Raw genomic sequence first — 21,447 nt, forward strand, 5'->3', positions numbered from 1 at the left:
ATGAACGCACTGCGTAACGTGACCAAATCTCCACTCCTTGTGAGTCTGATAATCGGGGTAATCATTTCTCTCGGTATTATCGCTTTACGGAATAGCGGTGCCCTGGAATCTATTGAACTCATAGCGTACGACTGGACCCTGAGGTCGCTGCCGCAGATATCTTCTCAAGAATCCCCTGTTGTCCTCATCAAGGTCACTGAGGATGACATATCTGATCTCGGGCAATGGCCGCTCACCGACGCATCTGTTGCTCGGGCTCTGGAGATGCTTCTCCGGTGCCGGCCGCGCGTGATAGGGCTGGACATCTACCGGGACATGCCCATTCCACCGGGGACTTCCGAACTGGAGAGGATCCTGCTCGGGAATGAGAATATCATAACGGTAATGAAATTCGGCGATAAAGAAGAGCATGGGATATTACCCATCGCCGCGCTCAGGGAGACGGAACGGGTCGGCTTCAATGACATCCTTGTGGACCCCGGAGGCATAGTCCGCCGGGGGCTCCTTTTCCTGGACGATGGTGAGAATACCTTTTACTCCTTCGCGCTGCGCGTTGCCCTTCTCTATCTCAAGGAAGAAGGGATTCGTCCACAGCCTGACGCATCGAACCCACAGTTTCTCCGGCTCGGGAAAACAACGATTCCACCTTTCGGACATGATGAAGGCGCCTATGTGGAATCTGACGCGCGAGGTTATCAGTTTTTGCTCGATTTCCGGGGTGCTCGGTTACCTTTCCGTTCGTTTGCACTGGCTTCCCTCATCTCAGATAGAGTTCCTGCAGAGGCTCTCAAGGACAAGGTCGTTCTTATCGGAACCGCAACGGAGAGCGTTAAGGATTTCTTCTACACACCATACAGCAGGGGACTTCACTTCAGTCAGCAGATCACAGGGATAGAGTTACATGGTTATATCATAAGCCAATTGCTCAGGTTTGCACTGAAGGGGAGTCGGCCTATCTCGGCGCAGGGGAATTGGTGCGAAGGACTTTGGATCGTCATATGGGGCATCATGGGTGGAGTAATTGGCTCAAGGGTCCGCTCTCCCTGGAGCTTCTCGATTCTTGCATCGGCGGGCATATTAATTCTCGTGCTTTCAGGGTATCTGGCATTAATGAACAGCTGGTGGATCCCTTTGATACCTCCGGTCATGGCATGGTTATTCTCCTCCACAGTCGTGACCGCTTATATGTCGAACAAGGAAAAGAGGGAGCGGATTTTCTTGATGCAACTTTTTTCGAAACATGTGTCACGGGAGGTTGCTGAGACCATCTGGAATGAACGGGAACAATTTCTCGACGGCGGACGGCTCCGTTCTCAAAAGCTGATCGTAACAGTGATATTTACCGATCTGAAAGGGTTTACTGCCGTCTCTGAAAAGCTTGACCCTCAGACGCTCATCAATTGGCTCAATACCTATCTGGAGGCTATGGCCCGGTTGGTCATCGAACATGGAGGTGTCGTCGATGATTACATCGGAGACGGTCTCAAGGCCGATTTCGGCGTGCCCTTGCCCCGCACTTCTGAGGCTGAAATAGCCAAGGACGCCCTGAGCGCGGTAAATTGTGCCCTTGCTATGGAAAGAGAGATGAGTCGACTGAATTCTGTCTGGCACCGGGAGAACCTTCCGACGGCGTGCATGCGCATAGGGATATTTACCGGTCCCGTGGTTGCGGGAAGTTTAGGCAGTTCGGAACGACTGAAATTCACGACCATTGGCGACACGATTAATGTAGCATCTCGGCTTGAGAATTTCGATAAGGACCATTGCGATTCTGATCCCATAGAGAACCCTTGCCGGATTCTCATCGGAGATTCAACATTACACTATCTCGACAACCGATTCAGAACCGAAAAGGTCGGTGACGTGAGTCTTCGGGGCAAGGAACAGAGGATAGCGGTCTTCCGCTTGTTCGGTCGGCCAAACGGGTACCCAGACAGTAACGGTCAGGAGGGAAGACTATGAGAAAAGGATGTTTCGTGATCTGGACATTGATTGCGGTATTCGTCGTGCTCTTTCCCTTGACGGTATTTGCGACGAACGGTCAGGAAGAAAAAGATGACGCAGGCACTGCGTCAACGAAGAGAAAAACGGACGACAAGCATGAAAAGACATTCAGGGGAGATTCGGCTCTGCAAGACAAGAAACAGCTCGTCTCCGCAAACATGCCGGTATATAAGCCTCCTCTGCGAGGCGCACCGAAAGGGCGTGTCGGAGGAGGAACGCGCGGTATCGGTGATCAATTGGTCACTCTGTCGGTTTTGGTCCCAGACCATGTAGCACTGACGTCTCAGGAACAGCCGACCCTTTATTGGTATTTGTCAACACTTACTGCCTATCCCGTTGAGCTGACCGTTATCGAGGAGGAGGCGATATATCCGCTCGCAGAAAAACGCCTGAGCCCTCCCGTCGGGCCTGGCATCCAGCAGATTCGACTGAAGGATTACGACGTATATATTGATCCGGGGAAACAATACCGCTGGTTCGTGGCGGTGATCCCTGACGCTGACCGCCGTTCCAAAGACGTTCTCTCCGGAGGCATGATCGAGCGTGTTGAGCTTTCTGATGCAGTTCGTGTGAAATTGAGACAGGCAAAGAAGGAAGCGGTCCCTTTCATTTATGCCGAGGAAGGGATTTGGTACGATGCGCTGACAGCGCTTTCAGAACTGATTGACGACAGACCCGATGACCCTGACCTCAGGAATCAGAGGGCTTCCTTACTGGAGCAGGCGGGATTGACGGAAGTCACCGAAGATTTGATGAAACAGAGGGTCCAGCCCAAATAATGCCTTGAAGGGGAGACGACGGACTAATCCTGTTGGCTAAAACACGGCAATGACAAACCGGAAATGGATCCCGTCATCCTGGATATTGTGATCGGGGTTATGGATCTTCTTCAGGGCGAGGCCCCAATAGAATTCAAATTGGGGCTTCCACGTGAAGGGATATTTGACGGTCGATTCCCATCGAAGCCCTAAGCCGACACTGCCGATGGTGCTTGGACTGGGCGTCGGAAAGTCGGTGTTCCACACCCTGCCAAAATCGGCAAATTGGGCAAACTCAAGGGAGTTTGCCCAGGGTCTGTTTCGAATTATGGGTATGCGGGTTTCCAGGGAGGCGATGAGAGCGTTGTCCGTGACGAGTTGATTCTCTCTGTACCCTCTGACGCTGTACCTGCCTCCCACAGCGATCTCTTCAACGGGCAACAGTGACTTGTTGGCCAGTTGCCAGTCAATGCTGACTATCGATTGCATATCGAGTATCGGAAGACGTCGTGCCCATTGAAACTGGCCAAGCCATGAAAAAAACTGGGTGTCAGGCAGGTTTGAGGGGCTAGTCGTTGCCCCGAAGGCATCGATCCCGAGGCTGAACCGGGAACGAAGTGCAATGACTTGAGCCGGTGTGCGGTATATCCACTCCTGGGAAAACCTGAGAGCCGTGACCGTCGATTTTCCGTTTTGTGCCCCAAGGTTGAAGGAGAACGGCTCGCCATCTAAGTATGTCTTGTTGCGAATGTATTCACCGGTCAGAGCTAAGGCGATCTCATGATTGACCGTTCGGTACACCGGCTGCCTGAGAGTAATTCCGTAAATGTCGGATTTGCTCACGATGTCGAGAGATTTAAAGGGCTCCTGCACTTCGCTAAAATTGTTCTTCTTGTAATGCAAGGTCAGGGTCGAATCGTATTCTGTGAAGGGCAGTGTATAACTCGCCTCGATCTGTGGTTCGATCCCGCTTGATCCGCCGTACATGAAGCTCAGGATGTCGCCATGGCCGGTCAAATTCTGATGGACAACAGTCGTAAGCCACTGTTCTGCTCCGACGGTGGGGGACTGGTAGTTGTTGTATTCGGGAAAGACCTTGAAGGGAGTTTCTTCCTGAATCTCGACCTTGAGCACAGCCTCACCACGCTGAACACCCGGCTTGAGCTCTGCCTTCACATTCTTAATGCGGTCATCCTGCTGTAAGATCTGGAGTCCCTCCTGGATATCTGAAATATTGAGAGGCGCTCCGATCCCCAAGAGGAGACGGTTCCTCAGGTAATCGGAACGAAACCATCTGTTCCCTTCAATCACGACATCCGTCAATTTCCCTTCAACGATCTGCAGAGTGATTATCCCGGCAGTCACGGTTTGATCAGGAATTACCGCACCCGAATTGATATAGCCACTGTTGATATATAAGACTGTAAGGGCAAGTCTCAGCGATTCCAGGTCGGTATCGGTCAGTTCCCGATTCAGGTAGGGTGAGGTGACTTCAGCCAGTCTTTCCTGAGAAAAAACCGTGCTTCCGACTACCCTGATTTCCCGCACAAAGACCCGGGGCAGCATCGACAGCGGCTCTTTTTCTTGCCCTGGAGTGGAAAGGGGGACCTGAATCTCGGGTGGAAGGGGAGGAAGTTCTTTTGGCAACGGTAAAGGTTTTTCACTCGATCGACCAGTGCGGTCGACTCCGGGGATCCCCTCTGCGAAACTGGAAGTGGTCGCTACACAAGCGATGAGATAGATAAGACAGTGAAACAAGACAGAATGGTATCGATAGCCCTTAGCGTGAGAAATCGTCATAGACTCGTCCGGCCGTCCATTACTTCCGGTCTCACAAACCTCCTCCTTCTTGTCAGGGAACCGGCTGCACCCCCGTGGGAAGCTGGTAGAGAGTGCTCGGTAAGACGCTTCCCGGCGATATGGGCATACCGTCGCGGCCGCTCACGATAAGACTGCTCCTTCTCTCTCCGCGGATACGCTCCGCACACCGGTCACGAAGGAGCGCCTCGTCCCTCAAAAAGCCACTCTGTATAGGTACCAGCGTTCCGCTGATACTCGCAATGGCTGCTTTAATGTCGACTGTGCCGTTAATCCCCAGGGCCGAGGAAGCATCCACGAGGCTTTCAGGAGAAGCAAGGAACACATCTGCATTGATCCGGATGTTCCCTCCCTTTCCTTCAAAGGCATTGGCGATGATGCGGCTGTCGTTGAGCACGACGTGGTGTGAGTCGACTACCACATTACCACCGATGGTCTGAGGCCCTCCGCCCACACTCGATGAGATTGTACTGTTCACCAGCTCGATCATAGTACCTGCCTCGACCTTAATGTTGCCTCCGTCTGACTTTGCCGCTTCTGTCGTTACGACGCTCTCGATCACCCTCACCGAGTCGGAAGCCCTGAACGTTATGTCTCCGGCATTGGCTGTGCCAGTGCTTTCTGATGAAATCGTAGATTTTCCGGAAATGGTCACCAGTCCTCCCTGTAACGTTATATTGCCACCATTGCCGGAAGCCGCTGCTGTCGAAAGAATGCCCGAATTGGCCGAGACATTGACGGTACTGGCACTAACGTCTATATTCCCACCCTTTCCCGATCCGATCGATGAAGCGCTTATGAGTCCATGGTCCTCAAGGAGAAGACTGCCGGTTTTCAGTCGGATATCTCCACCGGCTCCTGCGTTGGTAAGAGCGGACAATCCGGTAAAATCCTTTTGGAGGGGGTCAGAGGTCTCTTTCAGACCCGTGATCTTTATGGTTGACGCCGTTATTTCGATGTTCCCGGCATTCCCTGTGCCGAGGAATCCCGCAGCAGAGATGAAGCCCCTGTTACTGATATCGATGCTGTCTGATGAGATGCGGACATCACCAGCGTTTCCCGGCGCATTATTCTGGAGGAAACTGCCGATGAATCCGCTGTCCTTTACCTCCAGATTGTGGGAAGTAATCGATACGTCTCCCCCCTTTCCTGATGCCTGCGTGCCGTCCAGTACGGTGTTAATGTTTGCCCGGTTTCCGTCCGGACTCATCCCTCCAACGACGATCGTATCAGCAGTCACATTGACCGGTAAGCCCTGGCCCGGGCCCCCCAGAACTGCAGCAGATATCTCCGCGCCATCCAAGACCTGAACTGTCTTTGCCGAGACGCTGAGCGATCCCGCGTTTCCTGCTCCCTGTGTCTGCGTCGTGAGCCCGGTAAAGCCAACCTGGGCATTCTTGCCCGAGAGAAGAACATCGTCCGCGACTACGGTTAGTTTTCCAGCGTTTCCCTTGAGTTCGTTCCCCTGGACCTGAAGCGCTGAGGCATCGATGTATCCGCTGTTGAGCACCTCTACGGTATGTGCATGCACCGTGACATCTCCACCATTTCCGGTGCTGACCGTCCGCGAGCCTATAAAGAAGCCGCTTTGAACAAGGAATTTATCCGTTGCCGTAATCTCTACGTTCGCGGCGTTGCCTGATGCAAAGGCCCGCGAACCAATGTCGCCGTAAAAATCGTTGCTCGCATAGGGACTCATGGAAGGGTCCTCATCACCGAGGAGCACATTCTTGGCAGTTATTCTGACGCTGCCCGCACGACCACCGGCAAAGCTTGAAGAGGCTATCTCTGATCCCCTCGTAAAAAGCACGTCGCCTGTCATGGATATGTCAACAGATCTGCCGGGGTGATCAACCGGACCACGAGTGGCTGCATTTATAAAAGAATCGTCAACCTGGAGCTGCTCCCCGATGATGCTCAGAACTCCTCCCGGGTTTCCCCTCAGGGCGACAGAACTGTCCTTGATGAGTATGCTGCCCCCCCTTATCAGGATGGTCCCTGCCTGATCAGTGTCAATGTTGTTCCCCTGAACGTTAAGCCCTTGTATGTTGATCATCGTTATGTTCCCGAGTTTTGAAAAAGATTCGGTATTCAGATCATTGAGGCTCACTTCTCCGGGAGACGCTACACTCACAAGGTTTATCCTTCCGCTCGGGACCCAGAGATAGCCTGGCTTGGGGTCACCCAAATAGGTAAAATCACCTCCTACAAATGACAAGGTCTTACCCGTCGGGATTTGAAGGCCGCTTTGCTGTATTTCGATCGACGCCGGCTTTGTGCTGAGAAACCCAAAGGCAGAAGGCGGCGCAGTCGTCAGGACGCTGTTATTTGAGAGGTTTGCATAATAAATCCCCCCGTCCGAAAGTCGCAAGAGGTCGGCTGTACTAACATGAAATGATCCGCCAACATCGAGGCTCGCCTTGGGACCGAACAAAATGCCGTTCGGGTTTAGCAAAAAGAGGTTTGCGTCAGGAATGGTTGACCTGATAAGTCCATCAATAGAAGAAAGGCTCCCTCCGGTGACCCGGCTGATGACATTCTTGACTGTCTGGGGACCGCTGAAGGTCGCACTCTCCCCCGTAAGCACATTGAACTGGCTGAAGCTGTGAAACAGATTATTCCCGTGGATCTGTCCAAGGTCAGAGCCAATGAGATAGTTTGGCCCGGCAAGAGGGCCCTTCGTTCCTAAGCTTCCGTCGAGGATGATCTCGGCAAAGATCGACGAGCAAAGAGCAGCCACCGACAAGGAGGCAAGAAAGCCCCTGAGAAACACTACGAACAGAGGACGCTTCGAAAAAATGATTTTCTTATGCATGACATTTCCCCCCCTTGCATGACAGAAGAATAGGAAAGACGAGTATACGAAAGCCTGGATTTCTTGTTTTGAAGATCCGCTGCCTCCACCTCCCCGCGAAGGTGTTCAACTGTCTTTTCACATAGCCTTTTATTGAATTGTTATCACATTACCGTTCATTTGTCAACTTTTTCCAGCATTCTTTCACGGTGGTATTGAAGTTCTGACCAGTCCCTAACCCGGAAGATTCATCCGTGTTTTCTCCCGGGAGCAACATCCGCTGGGCCTGTCATTGCAGCGTTTGTTTGTGGCTGAAACAAGCTCCGGCAGGCCTTGTTGAAGCTGTCCTATTCTGGTCGCACTCTTCATAGGGGCGCATTTTGACTGTACACCGCCTTTTTAAATTGATCCAGTCTGTCAATGCCGATTTCTTTCTTGATCTGCATTGCAAATAACCCTATAATCTAATAACATCTCGAAGGAGAAATACCCTGATGGAACAAAGAGGCCCTCGTCTGTTCTTCATAATATTCACTGCATCAGGCTTTGCCGGCCTCATCTATGAATCCATTTGGACCCACTATTTAAAGTTGTTTTTGGGCCATGCCGCCTATGCTCAAGCTCTTGTCCTCGCTGTCTTCATGGGAGGTATGGCAATAGGTTCTCTGCTCTGTTCAAAATATTCTGCTCGTCTGGACAATTTGTTGGTTGGCTATGCCGTTGTTGAGGTGGTTATAGGCATCTGCGCGGTTTTCTTCCATCCCCTCTATGTCCACTTTATCGATTGCGCGTATACAACGCTTATTCCGGAGATGGGCTCCCCTCTCCTGGTAGCAATTTTCAAATGGACCGCGGCAAGCATATTGATTTTACCCCAGTGCATCATGCTCGGCATGACGTTCCCGCTTATGACCGCCGGTCTTATACGGAGAATGCCGCAGCTTCCCGGTTCCATCGTTGCAATGCTTTATTTTACCAATAGCATTGGCGCAGCAGTCGGCGTTTTGGCAACAGGGTTTCTCTTCATAGCATGGGTTGGTCTGCCTGGAACGCTGGTCATAGCAGGATGTATCAACATCGTTGTGGCAGCTATCGTTTGGCTTGAGGATAGGAAGAGCCGAACCTATCGAACCGAAGCCCGTCCTGCCACAGGCATCTCTCCATCAAGCGCCATGTCCGTGGTAATGTATACTATTTTTCTTCTGATCGCTTTGTCGACGGGGCTCTCCTCGTTTCTTTATGAAATCGGATGGATCAGAATGCTCAGCCTCGTGTTGGGCTCTTCTACCCATGCCTTCGAGCTCATGCTGAGCGCATTCATCGCGGGCATTGCCTTCGGCGGTTTATGGATTAAACGACGGATAGATTTACTCGATGACCCGCGAAGCTTTCTGGCGCTTGTGCAAATTGCGATGGGCATACTGGCGCTTGCAACCCTTCCTGTCTATGGCAGCACCTTCACCGTGATGGCATGGTTGATGAGAAACCTGCCGAAGTCAGATGTGGGGTATATGCTATTCAATATCTCGAGCCACGCCATTGCGCTGGTCGTCATGCTGCCGGCTGCTTTCTGTGCAGGCATGACCCTTCCCCTTATTACCACGACACTCCTTCGCAACGGCGCAGGTGAACGAAGTATCGGCTCAGTTTATGGATTTAACACGATCGGATCCATTCTGGGCGTCTTTATTGCCATCCACCTGGCGATGCCTCTCCTTGGCCTCAAAGGCATGATTATCCTTGGAGCAGGTGTGGATATTGCACTTGGAGTTGGGCTGGCATGGTGGGTGTCTCCCTCGTGGCGTACCCCCGGAGCATATACGACCGTGGGTGTCGTTGCCCTACTGCTCCCTATGTTCCTTGTGAAGCTCGATCCCAGAAAAATGGCTTCAGGCGTGTATCAATTTGGGTTGTTGCCCGAACAGACAAAAGAGGAGACCCTCTTCCACCGTGATGGGAAAACAGCCACGGTATCAGTCACAAAGGACAACAAATACATGGCGATCAAAACCAACGGGAAAACTGATGCGGGCATCCAGGTAATCGGCAGCGGCCATTCGAGGGATGAAGAAACCATGGCAATGCTGGGTGCTGTCGGTATTATTCTTAGACCTGAAGCTAGAACAGCGGCCATTATCGGATGGGGCTCAGGACTAACAACCCACACTCTTTTGGCGGCTCCGTACATCGAAAGCGTCGATACCATTGAGATCGAACCTGAGATGATTAAGGGAGCGACTCTCTTCGGCTCGCGTGTGCGTTTTGCTTATGAGGACCCCCGCAGCCACGTGAAGATCGAAGATGCAAAGTCCTATTTCTCTTTCTATAACAAGAAATATGACCTTATTATCTCTGAGCCTTCCAATCCCTGGGTCAGCGGTATAGCAAGCCTTTTTACAAAAGAATTTTACTCTCGCGTACGGGCATACTTAAATGAAAACGGTCTGTTCATTCAGTGGCTTCACCTCTACGATATTGACATGCCCCTTGTTGCTTCTATAATGAAGGCTCTTTCGCCTTATTTTTCCGATTATGTAATCTATGCGACAAATTCTACCGATGTCCTTATTGCTGCATGTCCCTCCGGGAATATCCAAGGGCCGATGACTTCGTTCTTAGCCATGAAAGACCTCATGAATGAACTCAATAAACTCGATATAATGGGACTCCCGGATATTAACGTTCGTGTGATAGGGAATAAGGCGACGCTCTCGCCGTTTTTTGAGAGTTACAATATACCGCCCAATTCCGATTACGCGCCTATCGTCGACCTTTACGCAGTAAAGAGTCGATTTTTTGGCTCAAGAGCCTATGATCCGTTTCACAGTATTCAGTTTGATCGACTTCCGATTTTAGAAATGATCGGGAAGCAACATGTAAATCTCATTACAGCTAATGTGACGTATTCAACCTATCCAAAAGCACTCAGGATTCATTTTGCAGACATGCTTTATCAGTACCTATTGAAGGATCAGTTGCAATGGAACCATCCTGAAGCGCCGCTGCATGAGGAGAGCCGGATGGCAATTATACATGCCAAACAGGTCCTCTTAGGAGAGTGTTCGGAAGATGTCTTGAAATTAGAATGGTGGCAGGCAATGCTTCATATCATTGCCGATTTCGTCCCCTGCTGGTCACCTGGACAGCTTGCTGAGCTTTTGCATAGCATCGAAACTTCAGCATGCGCAAAGCACTTTTCTGTTTCTCAACGTGACTTCATTGACCTGATTAAAGCAGTGGGGGAAAAAGACTCCGCACGTATGGCTGGATATTCAAAAAAACTGTTGGAACAGAGGGAGAATAATCTGACAGACGCCGATCTTTTAGAATATATACTATCTGCAGGCATCTTGGGAGATTTAGCGGCAGGCAATATACAGGGAGCCGATCTTCTGTGGCAAAAATACGGCTCTCTCTTGCCCGTTAAAAATGCACAATCTATATCCGTGAGACTCTTAGTGACCCGCCTCTCTTCCCATAAATCACTTCCCTGACTACGACAGCATTGTTGTGCTCCGTGTCTCGCGCCGCGAAGAGAAGAGTCACTCTTCCCTTTCTTGCCTCGGCCCTCAGCCTGTCTATTATGTCCTGCTTCTCTCCGAGTTCTTTCGTGTACCTCCTCCTGAACTCCTGCCACCGTGAAGGATCATGGGAAAACCACGTTCGCAGCTCGTCACTGGGCGCTATCTCCTTCAGCCACTCATCGATGCGCGCACCTTCTTTTTTCACCCCTCGCGGCCAGAGCCGGTCAACAAGGATCCTTTTGCCGTCCTCCTGAGAAGGAGGATCGTATATCCGCTTTATTCCTATGAGGGGCATGGGCCGTGCATATCCTCAGCCTTCTTCAGGTTGTTCGCTCCACGTCCTTCGGTTCATGAACGATGACCGCTAATTCCCTGTCCCGTAGTTTGCGACAAGATAGTTGATGATCTCTTTTGCATCGTCCTCGCCTATCGGTGCTCCCATGACCTTTATCATCTTGTTCGTTGTGGCGGTCCATTGAGCCCTCGTGAGCTTCGGCTGCATGGTTATGTAATCAACGCTGTGGCAGATAGCACAGAGAGTCTTGACTTTTTCCCTGCCCGGGCCTGCTGTAAGCTCTGTCGGGACCACAGGCATCGTGATGGAACGAACCGTGGTTTGAGAGACACCATAAGCAAATCCTGCAACAAGACTTAAGGCCAGAATCACTGCCGTTATGATCACGACGATCCTTTTCATTGCATCCTCCTAGGCGACCACGACTCCCGTCTTTTCGATCTTATTCCACAGATAGCCCGACGGGTTCCAGAGGGTTTCAAAAGGCTGGGACTCGCCGATACTGTTCGTGGCCTTTACCATGATCGTATATTTCCCCGCCTTCTCAGGTTTCCATTCGTAAAACCACTGTATCCAGGAGTATCGGCCTTTATCCTGACCAAGCCGAGCCTCTCCCCAGCGTTTACCGCTGTCCGTGGATACGATCACATCCCTGATGCTGTACCCGCCGGAAAAGGCGATCCCCATGATCTCGAGGGGCTTCCCCAGCCTCAGCGTTGTGCCATCAGCAGGCTCAATGACGAGAGACCTCGTATTCATCCTGTTGAGGGGGACCGTCTTCTTTGGAGGGGTGCCGGCAGGTGTACAGGCACAGGGATTATCAGGGATCCTGTAGGCGGACTTCATCCAGAATTCCTCAAAGGGTCTCGGAAGTACCGTAATCTCACTCAATGACTTCACCCAGTACGTCGCGTACCACCCGGGCACAACGATTCTCGCAGGAAAACCATTGAGCATCGTGAGAGGTTCGCCGTTCATTTCATAGGCGACAATGATGTCATCCTCCAGGGCCATGTCAACGGGAAGGCTCTTCACGAAATCAGGCACGGTCTGAAGTGGAGGGGTATCAAGACCGTTGAAGGAGACGTCCACTGACCCTGCCTTCATGCCCGCATCATTGAGAATATCCCTGAGGCGGGCGCCGGACCAGACAACGTTTCCCATAGCGCCATTCTTCCACTGTCCTCCGGCCACACGGGGCTCGAAGAGGCTCCTGCCGTTCCCGGAACACTGGATCACAGCCGCATAGGTGATCTTCTCGTATTTCTTCAGATCTTCCATCGAGAGCCGGAGTTCTTTATCCGCATTACCGCCGACCTTGAGCCTCCATTGGCCCAGATCGACGGATGTCGGGACATTCGAAATATGCCACCTCACAAAGAGCGCGTTATTCGGCGTAACCAGTTCCTTGAAATATGAGAGAGGGGTTTCGAGCTGGGGCGGTCTCGAGGTGAGGAGTATGAGATCAGTCTTTTCAGGGAACCTGACCAACCTTCTTTCGTCGGCAAAAAGTGGGGCCGGGACTACTCCGACGGCTGCTACGGCAGACAGGACTCCGGTGGTCTTCAAAAAATCCCTTCGGGTATATCTCCTCTGTGTCATGCCATACCTCCCTTCATGTTACATACTTACCTAATATCACAAAGGAGAACGACATGCAACATATGCAACCAATGAATGTCGGTCACCGGGAAGACGACGGATAATTACCGCTGCTCTCTCTCAGCCTTTCTTGAAGAAGGCATAGATCGCTGAAAAATCCTGTTCACCGATTCCCCGATCAAAGGTCTTCGCATAGAGTTCCTTGACAACAGCTCCGGTAAACAGGGGACTCCTGAGTTCATACGCCAGGTCCTGAAGACAGTGAAGGTCTTTATAGATGAGGGCATTTGAGAAATGAGGCGAGAAATCTTCTTCAAGGAGTTTCGCCTTTTTTGCGTTCAGGACCATGGAGTTGCCTGCGCCTGCGGATAATATTTCCACGACATCCCTTCTGTCGATGCCGGCCTTTTCGCCAAGGGCAAGGGCCTCGGCAAGAGTAGCCATAAAGCTTCCCAGCGTAAGGTTGTTGATGAGTTTCATCTTTGTTGCGAGGGCCGGTTCTCCAAGAAAGAAGAGGTTCTTCCCGATATTTTCGAGAACCGGTTTGACCTTCTCATACCCTCCCTTACTCCCGCTGATAAGAATGGTGAGAGCTCCCTGGGAAGCAGGGACAACGCTTCCCAAAACCGGTGTCTCAAGATAGATACCGCCCCGGCTGGAACAGAGCTCATGAAAAGTCTTCACATCTCTGAAGTGGTTTGTCGAGAGATCGACGATAATCTTTCCCGTGATATCGCCGGCAAGAAGTCCGTCCTCCCGGGTAAAGACTGTATGTACGGCATTGCTGTCAAAAAGGCATAAAAAAATGATTTCCGCTGCTTCCGTCACCGCCTTGGGCGATAGAGCTCTTTCAACAGATATGTCTTCGGTCTTCCCGGAGGTACGGTTCCAGACCGTCAGAGAGTATCCACATTCCAGGAGTCTCTTCGCAATCGCTTTTCCAAGGTGACCGAGTCCGATAAAGCCTATGTTCATCTTTTCCTCCCTAGTGTAATGATTCAGAAGTCCCTTTACATAAGAAACGTCGTAAAGTTCCTTGCCCGTCATTCCCGAGGTAGTAATCGGGAATCCATTTTCTTTGGAAAACAAGGGCGCCTGGATTCCCGCCTACGCGGGAATGACACCAAATGCAGTCAAACATATGTAAAGAAGCGTTAGACTCACTACACTAGATTCTTCAGCCTGAAAAAATTGAGGTGACCCTTGACGGAAGAGTACCAGAAAAGAGTGTTCTCACGCAACCCATCGGGTTCATCCAGACTTCCTCAGAAACTTTCCCTGCTACCTCGGCGAAGAGATTTCCCCACCGTGGACCGCAACAACGCTTCTCTAAGCATTTGGTAAAATAACCATCACCCATGGGACGGCAAATGTTCATAGGAAAGGGATTTGTTGCGATCCTTCTTGTAATATTTCTATGGTGGTGCGTTCAGGACGCTTCTTCAGAGGGAACGTCAACCTCCAGGGCATCTGATTCAGGACTTGACCTCTCCATTAAGAAGAGGCTAACCGAAGGGAAGACCCCTTCAAGGACTGTTGTCGGAGGAGAGCAGATCTACTCAACGGTTCTTGTGGAAAGCTTCTATAAGAGAAGAAACTACCAGCCCGCATGGAGCGAGAACGGCCGTTTGCAACAGGTTGACACACTCTTAAAGGCGATCGGGGAAGCCTACGGCGACGGGCTGACACCTGATTACTATCACTACGGCCCGATACGATCTCTTGTGGCTTCCATAGAAAAGGCATCCTCTCCTGACCCACCGCGTCTGGCTGACCTCGACATACTCCTCACCGATGCCTTTCTCACGCTCGGTTGTCATCTTTCGGGCGGATGTGTGAACCCGGTGACACTTGAAACAGAGTGGTTTGCAAAGCGCCGGGATGTGGATGTGGCCTCTGTCCTTGAGCAGGCGTTGAAGAAGAGACAGCTCAAAGAGGCCCTGGAGAGGTTCAGGCCGGAAGAGGGATCCTACCTCGGACTCAGACAGGCCCTCGCCCACTACCGTGAGCTGTCGTCAAAGGGTGAATGGTCGCTGGTTCCAGGCGGTCCCCTCTTGAAAAAGACCTCTCGCTCCGAAAGGGTTGCAGCACTGAGAAGAAGGCTTGCCTCTTCAGGCGACCTTGAACGTAATGATCGAGGAGGAGATTTCTTTGATGAGACGCTGAGAAAATCGGTAATATCCTTTCAGAAGCGGCATGGGCTCAAGGCCGACGGCATTGTGGGCGTGGAAACACTCGATGCCCTTAACGTTCCCCTGAAGCAACGGATACGCCAAATGGAGTTGAACATGGAACGGTTGCGCTGGATCCTCAGTAACCGGGAGCAGCGGTCCGTCGTCGTCAATATCGCCAATTTCCGGCTGGACGTAATCGAAAACGGTCAATCAATCCTCTCAATGAAAGCAGTTGTAGGCAAGCCTTATTGGGACACCCCTGTCTTCACGGCAAAGATGACCCACGTCATAATAAATCCTTGTTGGAACGTTCCCGAGAGCATCGCGAGGAAAGAGATTCTGAAGAAGGCCAGGAAGAATCCCCATTATCTCTCAGAACAGAATATAAAGGTCTTGAAAGGCTGGGGTCCACGGGAAGAGGAAAGAGACCCGGAAACGATTGATTGGTCGAAGATCACTCCGAGCAAGCTCTCGTATAGGTTTCGCCAGGAGCCAGGTCCTCTCAATCCCCTTGGCCGTCTCAAGTTTATGTTTCCCAATGCCTTCGACGTCTATCTCCATGACACCCCCGCTAAAGGTCTCTTTCTGGAGAACGTGAGGACCTTCAGCCATGGTTGCATCCGCATCGAAAGACCCATCGAGTTGGCAGAATACCTCCTGCGGGATGACCCATGGTGGACGAAGGTAAGATTACTCGCTGCGATAGAGAACGGCGCCGAGCAGAAGGTCTCTATCCCTCATCCGCTCAATGTCCACTTCCATTATCTCACCGCCTGGGTCGACGAGGCCGGCACCCTTCAGTTCAGAAACGACATCTACGGAAGGGACGTACGCCTCGATGAGGCACTCCGGAAGAAAGCCTCTCTTCCCTGACTCTGAAGAATTGTGTTCCCGCTTTCATGATTTCCATCCTCCCGGCATACCATATTCTCATGTCGTTCCGATTTCTCCTTGACTCCTGAGACATCCTGTGATAAAAGAAAATTAGAGGAAACGTTCTTTCCGATAAAGGGGACGGTCGTTCGGGACGGCCGTCAGGGTGTCAAAGAAACAGGACCGGATTCAGCGCTTTTTCTCCAGCAGAATCCGGCCAAGAGAGAAAGGAGGATATCATGCCTTATTACGTAATTCTCAGTACGCTGACCGATGAAGGACGGAAGACGATCAAGCAGAACCCCGAAAGGATCCTCGAGGTTGTCAAGGAACTCGGAGGCATGGGAGTGAAAGTCCATGAACAGTATGCTGTCCTCGGTCCCTATGATTTTGTGAACATTGTGGAGGCCCCTGACAACGAGACGATCATGAAGGTCTCCATGCATGTCGGTTCGAGAGGGTCGGTCCAGCTCTTAACCCTTGCCGCGTTGCCGGTGGAGGAATTCATTAAGAAGATAAAATAGGGCTCCGGGGCTTGCTCATGGGCGATGGAAGGCGGTCACCTTCACATTCGCATAAAGAGGGAGGCGGGCGCGCTTCAAAACCTTTCCCGCCTCCCTACGAATCGAATTTTATGCAACATTAACGGCCCCGAATGAAATAGTCCATAAGCCTATGTCCCTCTTCAACGACCATGGCGTCCTTCCTCTCCATGAGGGACTCATCGTATGCGGCGCCTTCATTCTTCCTCATCCTTCTGCTGTCATATATCACAAAGGGCACGGGTTCTTCGGTATGAGTTCTCACCTCTGTCGGCGTCGCGTGGTCCGGCATAAGCAATATCCGGTATTCATCAAAGGCCTTTGCCCCGCTGAGAACCGTGCCGACGACCAGGGCATCAAAGTCTTCGACGGCCCTTACCTTGTCCCGGCAATTCCCTGAATGCCCCGCCTCATCAGGGGCCTCGACATGGATATAGACAAAATCGACTTCCTCGAGGGCCTTCAGAGAATACTCGGCCTTTCCGATATAGTTCGTATCGATATAGCCTGTTACGCCAGGGACCCTGAGGATCTCAAACCCTGCGTATACGCCGAGCCCCTTTGTCAGGTCCACTGCTGAGACGAGTGCGCCGGAAAGGGCATACTTTTCCCTGAAGGTCGGCATCTTCGGTTTTCTCCCCTGTCCCCAGAGCCAGATGCTGTTGGCGGGCCTCTTTCCTTTGCTTATGCGCTCCTTGTTTATCTGATTGCCTTCGAGGACCCCCACCGACCTTCTCATGAGATCCCGTATGACCTCTTCACCTTCTCCACAGGGAAGATAGTCCGAGATCTCTTTCCCGGTTATATCGTGAGGAGGAACACATTCAATGTCCGATGTGCCATGACGCCAGACCATGAGATGGCGATAACTGACACCGGGATAGAAAGAGATTGTCTCTGTCCCGAGTTCCCGGTCGATCTCCTTTATCATGGCCCCGGCCTCTTCCGTAGATATATGCCCTCCGCTGTAATCCTCCATCACCGCATGGTTCTTTTGCCTATCGAATTTCAGGGTGACAAGATTGCACCGGTAAGCCACATCATCTTCTTTCAACTCTATGCCCATGCTGGCTGCCTCGAGAGGCGCACGGCCGCTGTAGAAGACCTTGGGGTCATACCCGAGGATGCTGAGGTTCGCGACGTCAGATCCCGGATGGAAACCAGCAGGAATGGTTCTGACAGAGCCGATAACCCCTTCTCTCGCGAGGCGGTCCATATTCGGGGTGAAGGCAGCCTGAAGGGGTGTCTTGCCGCCCAGTTCCTTCAATGGCCTGTCGGCCATCCCGTCTCCGATTATGACAATGTATTTCATCGTTATAAGATCTCTTCAATCACCTTCGAAACAGCCCCGATCTCTGATCCGACTCTCAAAGGCTCTTTGACGGCCTTAAAGACCGTGTCAGGGTCTTTTAAACCATGCCCCGTCAAGGTGCAGACAACGGTCTCTCCCTTCCTGAAATATCCCTCGTTATATAACTTTCTAACACCGGCCACAGAGGCGGCAGACGCCGGTTCGCAGAATATACCTTCTGAGCCGGCGATAAGGCCGTAAGCCTGGAGGATCTCTTCGTCGGTGACAGCCTCTATCCTGCCGCCCGATTCGTCCCGTGCTGCCACTGCGCCTCTCCAACTGGCAGGGTTTCCGATCCTGATCGCCGTCGCAATGGTCTCAGGGTTTTTGACGGGGTGTCCGAGAACGATTGGAGCAGCCCCCTTCGCCTGGAACCCGAGCATCCTGGGGAGACTGCCGATCTTGTTGTTATCCCGGTATTCCCGGTAACCCTTCCAGTATGCCGTTATGTTGCCGGCGTTTCCCACGGGAAGGGCATGGAAGGCCGGGGCTGAACCGAGCTGGTCGCAGACCTCGAAAGCAGCCGTCTTCTGGCCTTCGATGCGATAGGGGTTAATGGAGTTCACGAGGGTTATGGGATACCGCTCAACGACTGTCTTCACGATGTTCAGAGCCTCATCGAAGTTCCCTTCGATCTGCAGGACCTGCGCTCCGTGGATCAGCGCCTGAGCGAGCTTGCCCATGGCGATCTTTCCCTCAGGGATTATGACGATTGCCTTCATTCCCGCACGTGCGGCGTATGCCGCTGCAGAAGCCGAGGTATTTCCCGTTGACGCGCAGATGACCGCCCTGGAGCCAGTTTCAGCAGCCTTTGAAATCGCCATGGTCATCCCCCTGTCCTTGAAAGAACCCGTAGGATTTGCGCCATCGAATTTCAGGTAGAGATCGAGATCTGCGCCGATCTTCTCCTGCAGGTTTGCAGCCCTGATAAGGGGTGTATTTCCCTCCTGCAGGCTCACAACAGGTGTCTTTTGCGAAACGGGCAGGAACGCCCGGTACTCTTCAATGAGGCCTCTCCACAACATGCCAATGCCTGTGCTGTATGATCCTTCTAAACCCATACCATCTCCTGCGATCTTAAATCAACGTCTGTCATAGCTCAATTTCGGGGACCGGCGAATAGCTCTTGAGGGGTGCCGTCTCTTGATCTCAGGATCGAGAATGCTATTCTATGATGTCTCCTTCAACAAGTTCTACGTCCACACCCTGGTCTTTAAGATACTGGATGCCCTTTCCGAGATTCTCATTGGTCCCTTCCAGTTCAAGGACCATCTCGCCGACGGTCTCGGTGACCCTCGCCCTCCTGATGTTGGGCATCACGTCGAATTTCTTTGCCATCGTGAAGATAACTGGCTCCTTGATGAGATGCTGTGGGAAGGTCAATCTCACACGTTCTTTCATATCGCCTCCGTTTTGAGCAGTCAGCGGTCCCCCGTTGGCTGGTAACCGCTCACAAGAGACTGCCGGCTAATTTCGTCCTCCCGCAATCGCAGGGACGATCGAGACCTCATCGCCGTCCTTGACGGACGTGCCCTCTGCCTTGAGAAACCTGATATCTTCTTCATTCACGTAGATATTCACAAATCTCCGTATCTTCCCCCCCTCGGAGATCCTTTCTCCGATCCCGGGGAATCTCTTGTCGAGGTCCTGTATGAGGTCAATGACCGTTCCCGGAACTCCTTCAACCTCTTCCTTGCCCTGTGTCAATCTCTGCAGCGGTGTCGGTATTCTTACCTTTACTGCCATCATCTACCTCCTCTTCAAAAAAGATCCCTATCTCCTCAGCAGCTGGCGACCGTAGGGAGACTAGTGACCGATAATATTCAGCACCTCTTCGAATGCAGCGAGGTTCGGTTTTATGTAATGGGGCGACAGCGTCTGTCCGGCGAGGGCCTCCTGGGTCTTGAGCCCATTGCCGGTGATACAGATGACCGTTGTTTCGTCCTTATGAATCCTGCCGGTTTCGATGAGCTTCTTCGCACAGGCGAGGGTGACGCCTCCTGCGGTTTCGGCGAATATGCCCTCCGTCCTCGCAAGGAGCTTTATACCCTCAATGACCTCGGCGTCGGAGACGTGCTCTCCGTATCCGCCGCTCTCGTTCACCACATGGAGAGCATAGTACCCGTCCGCAGGATTACCGATGGCAAGTGATTTCGCGATCGTATCGGGCTTGACAGGCCTGATCATGTCGGTCCCCTGCTTGATCGCCGTCGCTATGGGAGAGCAACCCGTCGCCTGCGCGGCGAAGGCCTTTGTCTGAAGTTCCTTTATGATCCCGATCTCTTTGAATTCCTTGAAGGACTTCCATATCTTCGTAAGCAGGGAGCCGCTCGCGCAGGGTACAACGACGTTGTCGGGCGCCCTCCAGCCCAGCTGTTCAATGATCTCGAAGCCCTGGGTCTTCGATCCTTCGGCATAGAAAGGCCTGATATTGATGTTCACAAAGGCCCACCTATACTTGTTCGCCACCTCACTGCAGAGCCTGTTGACCTCATCATAGTTGCCATCAACAGCCACGACATAGGGCTCATAGACAAGGGACGCGACGATCTTGCTCGCTTCGAGGGTTGCAGGGATGAAGACAAACCTCCGGAAACCAGCTTTTGCCCCATGGGCTGCCACGGAATGGGCAAGGTTGCCCGTAGAGGCACAGGCGACCGTGTCAAAGCCGAATTCCTTTGCCTTCGTGAGGGCAACGGCAACGACCCTGTCCTTAAAAGAGAGCGTGGGGTGGACCACCGTGTCGTCCTTTACGAACAACTCCCTGACACCGAGTTCCTTCGCAAGGTTGTCGGCCCTGATAAGAGGAGTAAAGCCTGACTGCAAGCCGACCTGGGGCTCGCCATCGATGGGCAGAAGTTCCTTGTACCGCCAGAGGTTCTCCTCTCTTTTCTCGATACTCTTTCTTGTCAAGACCTTCTTTATCTTCTTATAGTCATAGACGACCTCGAGGGGACCAAAACAGAACTCACAGACATATATGGGATCAACAGGGTACTCCCTGCCGCATTCTCTGCACTTAAGACCGTTTACATATCCCATAGGCACCTCCTGTCCTGCTTCCTGAAATCGACGGCACAAAAAGACCGAGAGGACGTTAAGTTACTATTTTACTCCAAAGAGTGCATAAAATAAACCCTAACAATGCAAACTATGGCAAGGCAGGCATGGATCGAAGCCCTGTGCATGAGATGGGATTCCGGCAATGAGGTACTTCGATGACTTCATCGTAAGTGGCCTCCCGCATTGAGCGTACAGCGGCAGTCGGCAACCATCAAAGGTATCGCGATACAAGGCTTCTCACCATACCTGCCTTCCCGAACAGGATAGTTTTGTGCAACTGGAAGGTTAACAGTCCCGAATTGCCTCATCGAAAATCGAAACGAGAGTGAATCATCCCGCTGACCTGCCGGGGGAGACTTTATTCATCAGGTCGGCCCGGCAAAGCCGGAGTGAAAGCTAAAAGTAGAAGGTGAAGGGGTTAACGAGAGCCCGAGCCGATCATCTTGCTCAGCATCGCCCGTATCTCCTGGCACTTCTTCTCTCTGTTCTCAAAGATCGTGTCCTCAATATACAGCTTTTTTCATAAGCCCCTCGATGATGGTATAGCCGCCGCAGGGCGGAACATCAAGCCCTTCCCTGAAATCACAGCCATCAACGAGGAAATCACATTTCGTGCAGACGGTCTCTCGAATCTCACGGTCACAAGAAA

The 21,447-nt window shown here is 52.0% G+C and carries 16 protein-coding genes; 5 read left to right on the forward strand and 11 right to left on the reverse strand.

Annotated elements, in window-relative coordinates; translation table 11 throughout:
* Positions 1 to 1,962, forward strand: coding sequence for an adenylate/guanylate cyclase domain-containing protein (locus tag VFG09_06855; GenBank protein HET6514865.1), 1,962 nt, complete (start codon positions 1 to 3; stop codon positions 1,960 to 1,962).
* Positions 1,959 to 2,783 carry a DUF928 domain-containing protein gene (locus tag VFG09_06860; protein HET6514866.1) on the forward strand — a complete coding sequence of 275 codons (825 nt, stop codon included), beginning with the start codon at positions 1,959 to 1,961 and terminating at the stop codon, positions 2,781 to 2,783. Before VFG09_06855 ends, VFG09_06860 begins: the two co-directional genes overlap by 4 nt.
* Before the next feature lie 36 nt (positions 2,784 to 2,819).
* Here the strand turns inward: VFG09_06860 and VFG09_06865 are convergent, their stop codons facing one another.
* Together VFG09_06865 and VFG09_06870 are read right to left on the reverse strand one after the other, a co-directional pair.
* Positions 2,820 to 4,562, reverse strand: coding sequence for a ShlB/FhaC/HecB family hemolysin secretion/activation protein (locus tag VFG09_06865; GenBank protein HET6514867.1), 1,743 nt, complete (start codon positions 4,560 to 4,562; stop codon positions 2,820 to 2,822).
* 52 nt (positions 4,563 to 4,614) lie between these two features.
* Positions 4,615 to 7,395, reverse strand: a complete 2,781-nt coding sequence (locus tag VFG09_06870) for a filamentous hemagglutinin N-terminal domain-containing protein (GenBank protein ID HET6514868.1) — start codon at positions 7,393 to 7,395, stop codon at positions 4,615 to 4,617.
* 473 nt (positions 7,396 to 7,868) lie between these two features.
* Between VFG09_06870 and VFG09_06875 the strand changes: the two genes are divergently transcribed.
* Positions 7,869 to 10,868 carry a hypothetical protein gene (locus tag VFG09_06875; GenBank protein HET6514869.1) on the forward strand — a complete coding sequence of 1,000 codons (3,000 nt, stop codon included), beginning with the start codon at positions 7,869 to 7,871 and terminating at the stop codon, positions 10,866 to 10,868.
* On the opposite strand, the gene VFG09_06880 is transcribed toward VFG09_06875, so the two are convergent.
* The 4 genes from VFG09_06880 to VFG09_06895 form a co-directional block, all read right to left on the reverse strand.
* The gene (locus VFG09_06880; GenBank protein HET6514870.1) at positions 10,813 to 11,193 is read right to left on the reverse strand and encodes a DUF488 domain-containing protein; all 381 of its coding nucleotides are present in this window, start codon (positions 11,191 to 11,193) and stop codon (positions 10,813 to 10,815) included. The two genes, VFG09_06875 and VFG09_06880, sit on opposite strands and share 56 nt — an antisense overlap.
* Positions 11,194 to 11,262: 69 nt before the next feature.
* Positions 11,263 to 11,595 (reverse strand): hypothetical protein, encoded by a 333-nt coding sequence (locus VFG09_06885; GenBank protein ID HET6514871.1) that lies wholly within the window; start codon positions 11,593 to 11,595, stop codon positions 11,263 to 11,265.
* A 9-nt stretch (positions 11,596 to 11,604) separates the two neighbouring features.
* Positions 11,605 to 12,795, reverse strand: coding sequence for a molybdopterin-dependent oxidoreductase (locus VFG09_06890; protein HET6514872.1), 1,191 nt, complete (start codon positions 12,793 to 12,795; stop codon positions 11,605 to 11,607).
* Between the two features lie 120 nt (positions 12,796 to 12,915).
* The gene (locus tag VFG09_06895) at positions 12,916 to 13,770 is read right to left on the reverse strand and encodes an NAD(P)-dependent oxidoreductase (GenBank protein ID HET6514873.1); all 855 of its coding nucleotides are present in this window, start codon (positions 13,768 to 13,770) and stop codon (positions 12,916 to 12,918) included.
* 395 nt (positions 13,771 to 14,165) lie between these two features.
* On the opposite strand from VFG09_06895, the gene VFG09_06900 reads away from it, so the two are divergent.
* Positions 14,166 to 15,842, forward strand: a complete 1,677-nt coding sequence (locus VFG09_06900) for a L,D-transpeptidase family protein (GenBank protein HET6514874.1) — start codon at positions 14,166 to 14,168, stop codon at positions 15,840 to 15,842.
* 239 nt (positions 15,843 to 16,081) lie between these two features.
* On the forward strand, positions 16,082 to 16,366 hold the full coding sequence (locus VFG09_06905) for a GYD domain-containing protein (protein ID HET6514875.1): 285 nt from the start codon (positions 16,082 to 16,084) through the stop codon (positions 16,364 to 16,366).
* Positions 16,367 to 16,484: 118 nt separating this feature from the next.
* Here the strand turns inward: VFG09_06905 and VFG09_06910 are convergent, their stop codons facing one another.
* The 5 genes from VFG09_06910 to thrC (VFG09_06930) form a co-directional block, all read right to left on the reverse strand.
* Positions 16,485 to 17,696, reverse strand: a complete 1,212-nt coding sequence (locus tag VFG09_06910) for a cofactor-independent phosphoglycerate mutase (protein HET6514876.1) — start codon at positions 17,694 to 17,696, stop codon at positions 16,485 to 16,487.
* A 2-nt stretch (positions 17,697 to 17,698) separates the two neighbouring features.
* A complete protein-coding gene (thrC, locus tag VFG09_06915; GenBank protein HET6514877.1) occupies positions 17,699 to 18,796 on the reverse strand; it encodes a threonine synthase in 1,098 nt (365 codons plus the stop codon).
* Positions 18,797 to 18,899: 103 nt separating this feature from the next.
* Complete coding sequence (locus VFG09_06920; GenBank protein ID HET6514878.1) at positions 18,900 to 19,136, reverse strand: NIL domain-containing protein; 237 nt, start codon at positions 19,134 to 19,136, stop codon at positions 18,900 to 18,902.
* Between the two features lie 66 nt (positions 19,137 to 19,202).
* Complete coding sequence (locus VFG09_06925; GenBank protein ID HET6514879.1) at positions 19,203 to 19,484, reverse strand: MoaD/ThiS family protein; 282 nt, start codon at positions 19,482 to 19,484, stop codon at positions 19,203 to 19,205.
* Between the two features lie 57 nt (positions 19,485 to 19,541).
* Positions 19,542 to 20,777 carry a threonine synthase gene (gene thrC / locus VFG09_06930; GenBank protein HET6514880.1) on the reverse strand — a complete coding sequence of 412 codons (1,236 nt, stop codon included), beginning with the start codon at positions 20,775 to 20,777 and terminating at the stop codon, positions 19,542 to 19,544.
* Positions 20,778 to 21,447 lie beyond the last annotated feature (670 nt).

This window comes from Thermodesulfovibrionales bacterium (assembly GCA_035686305.1).
Classification (GTDB): Bacteria; Nitrospirota; Thermodesulfovibrionia; order Thermodesulfovibrionales; family UBA9159; genus DASRZP01.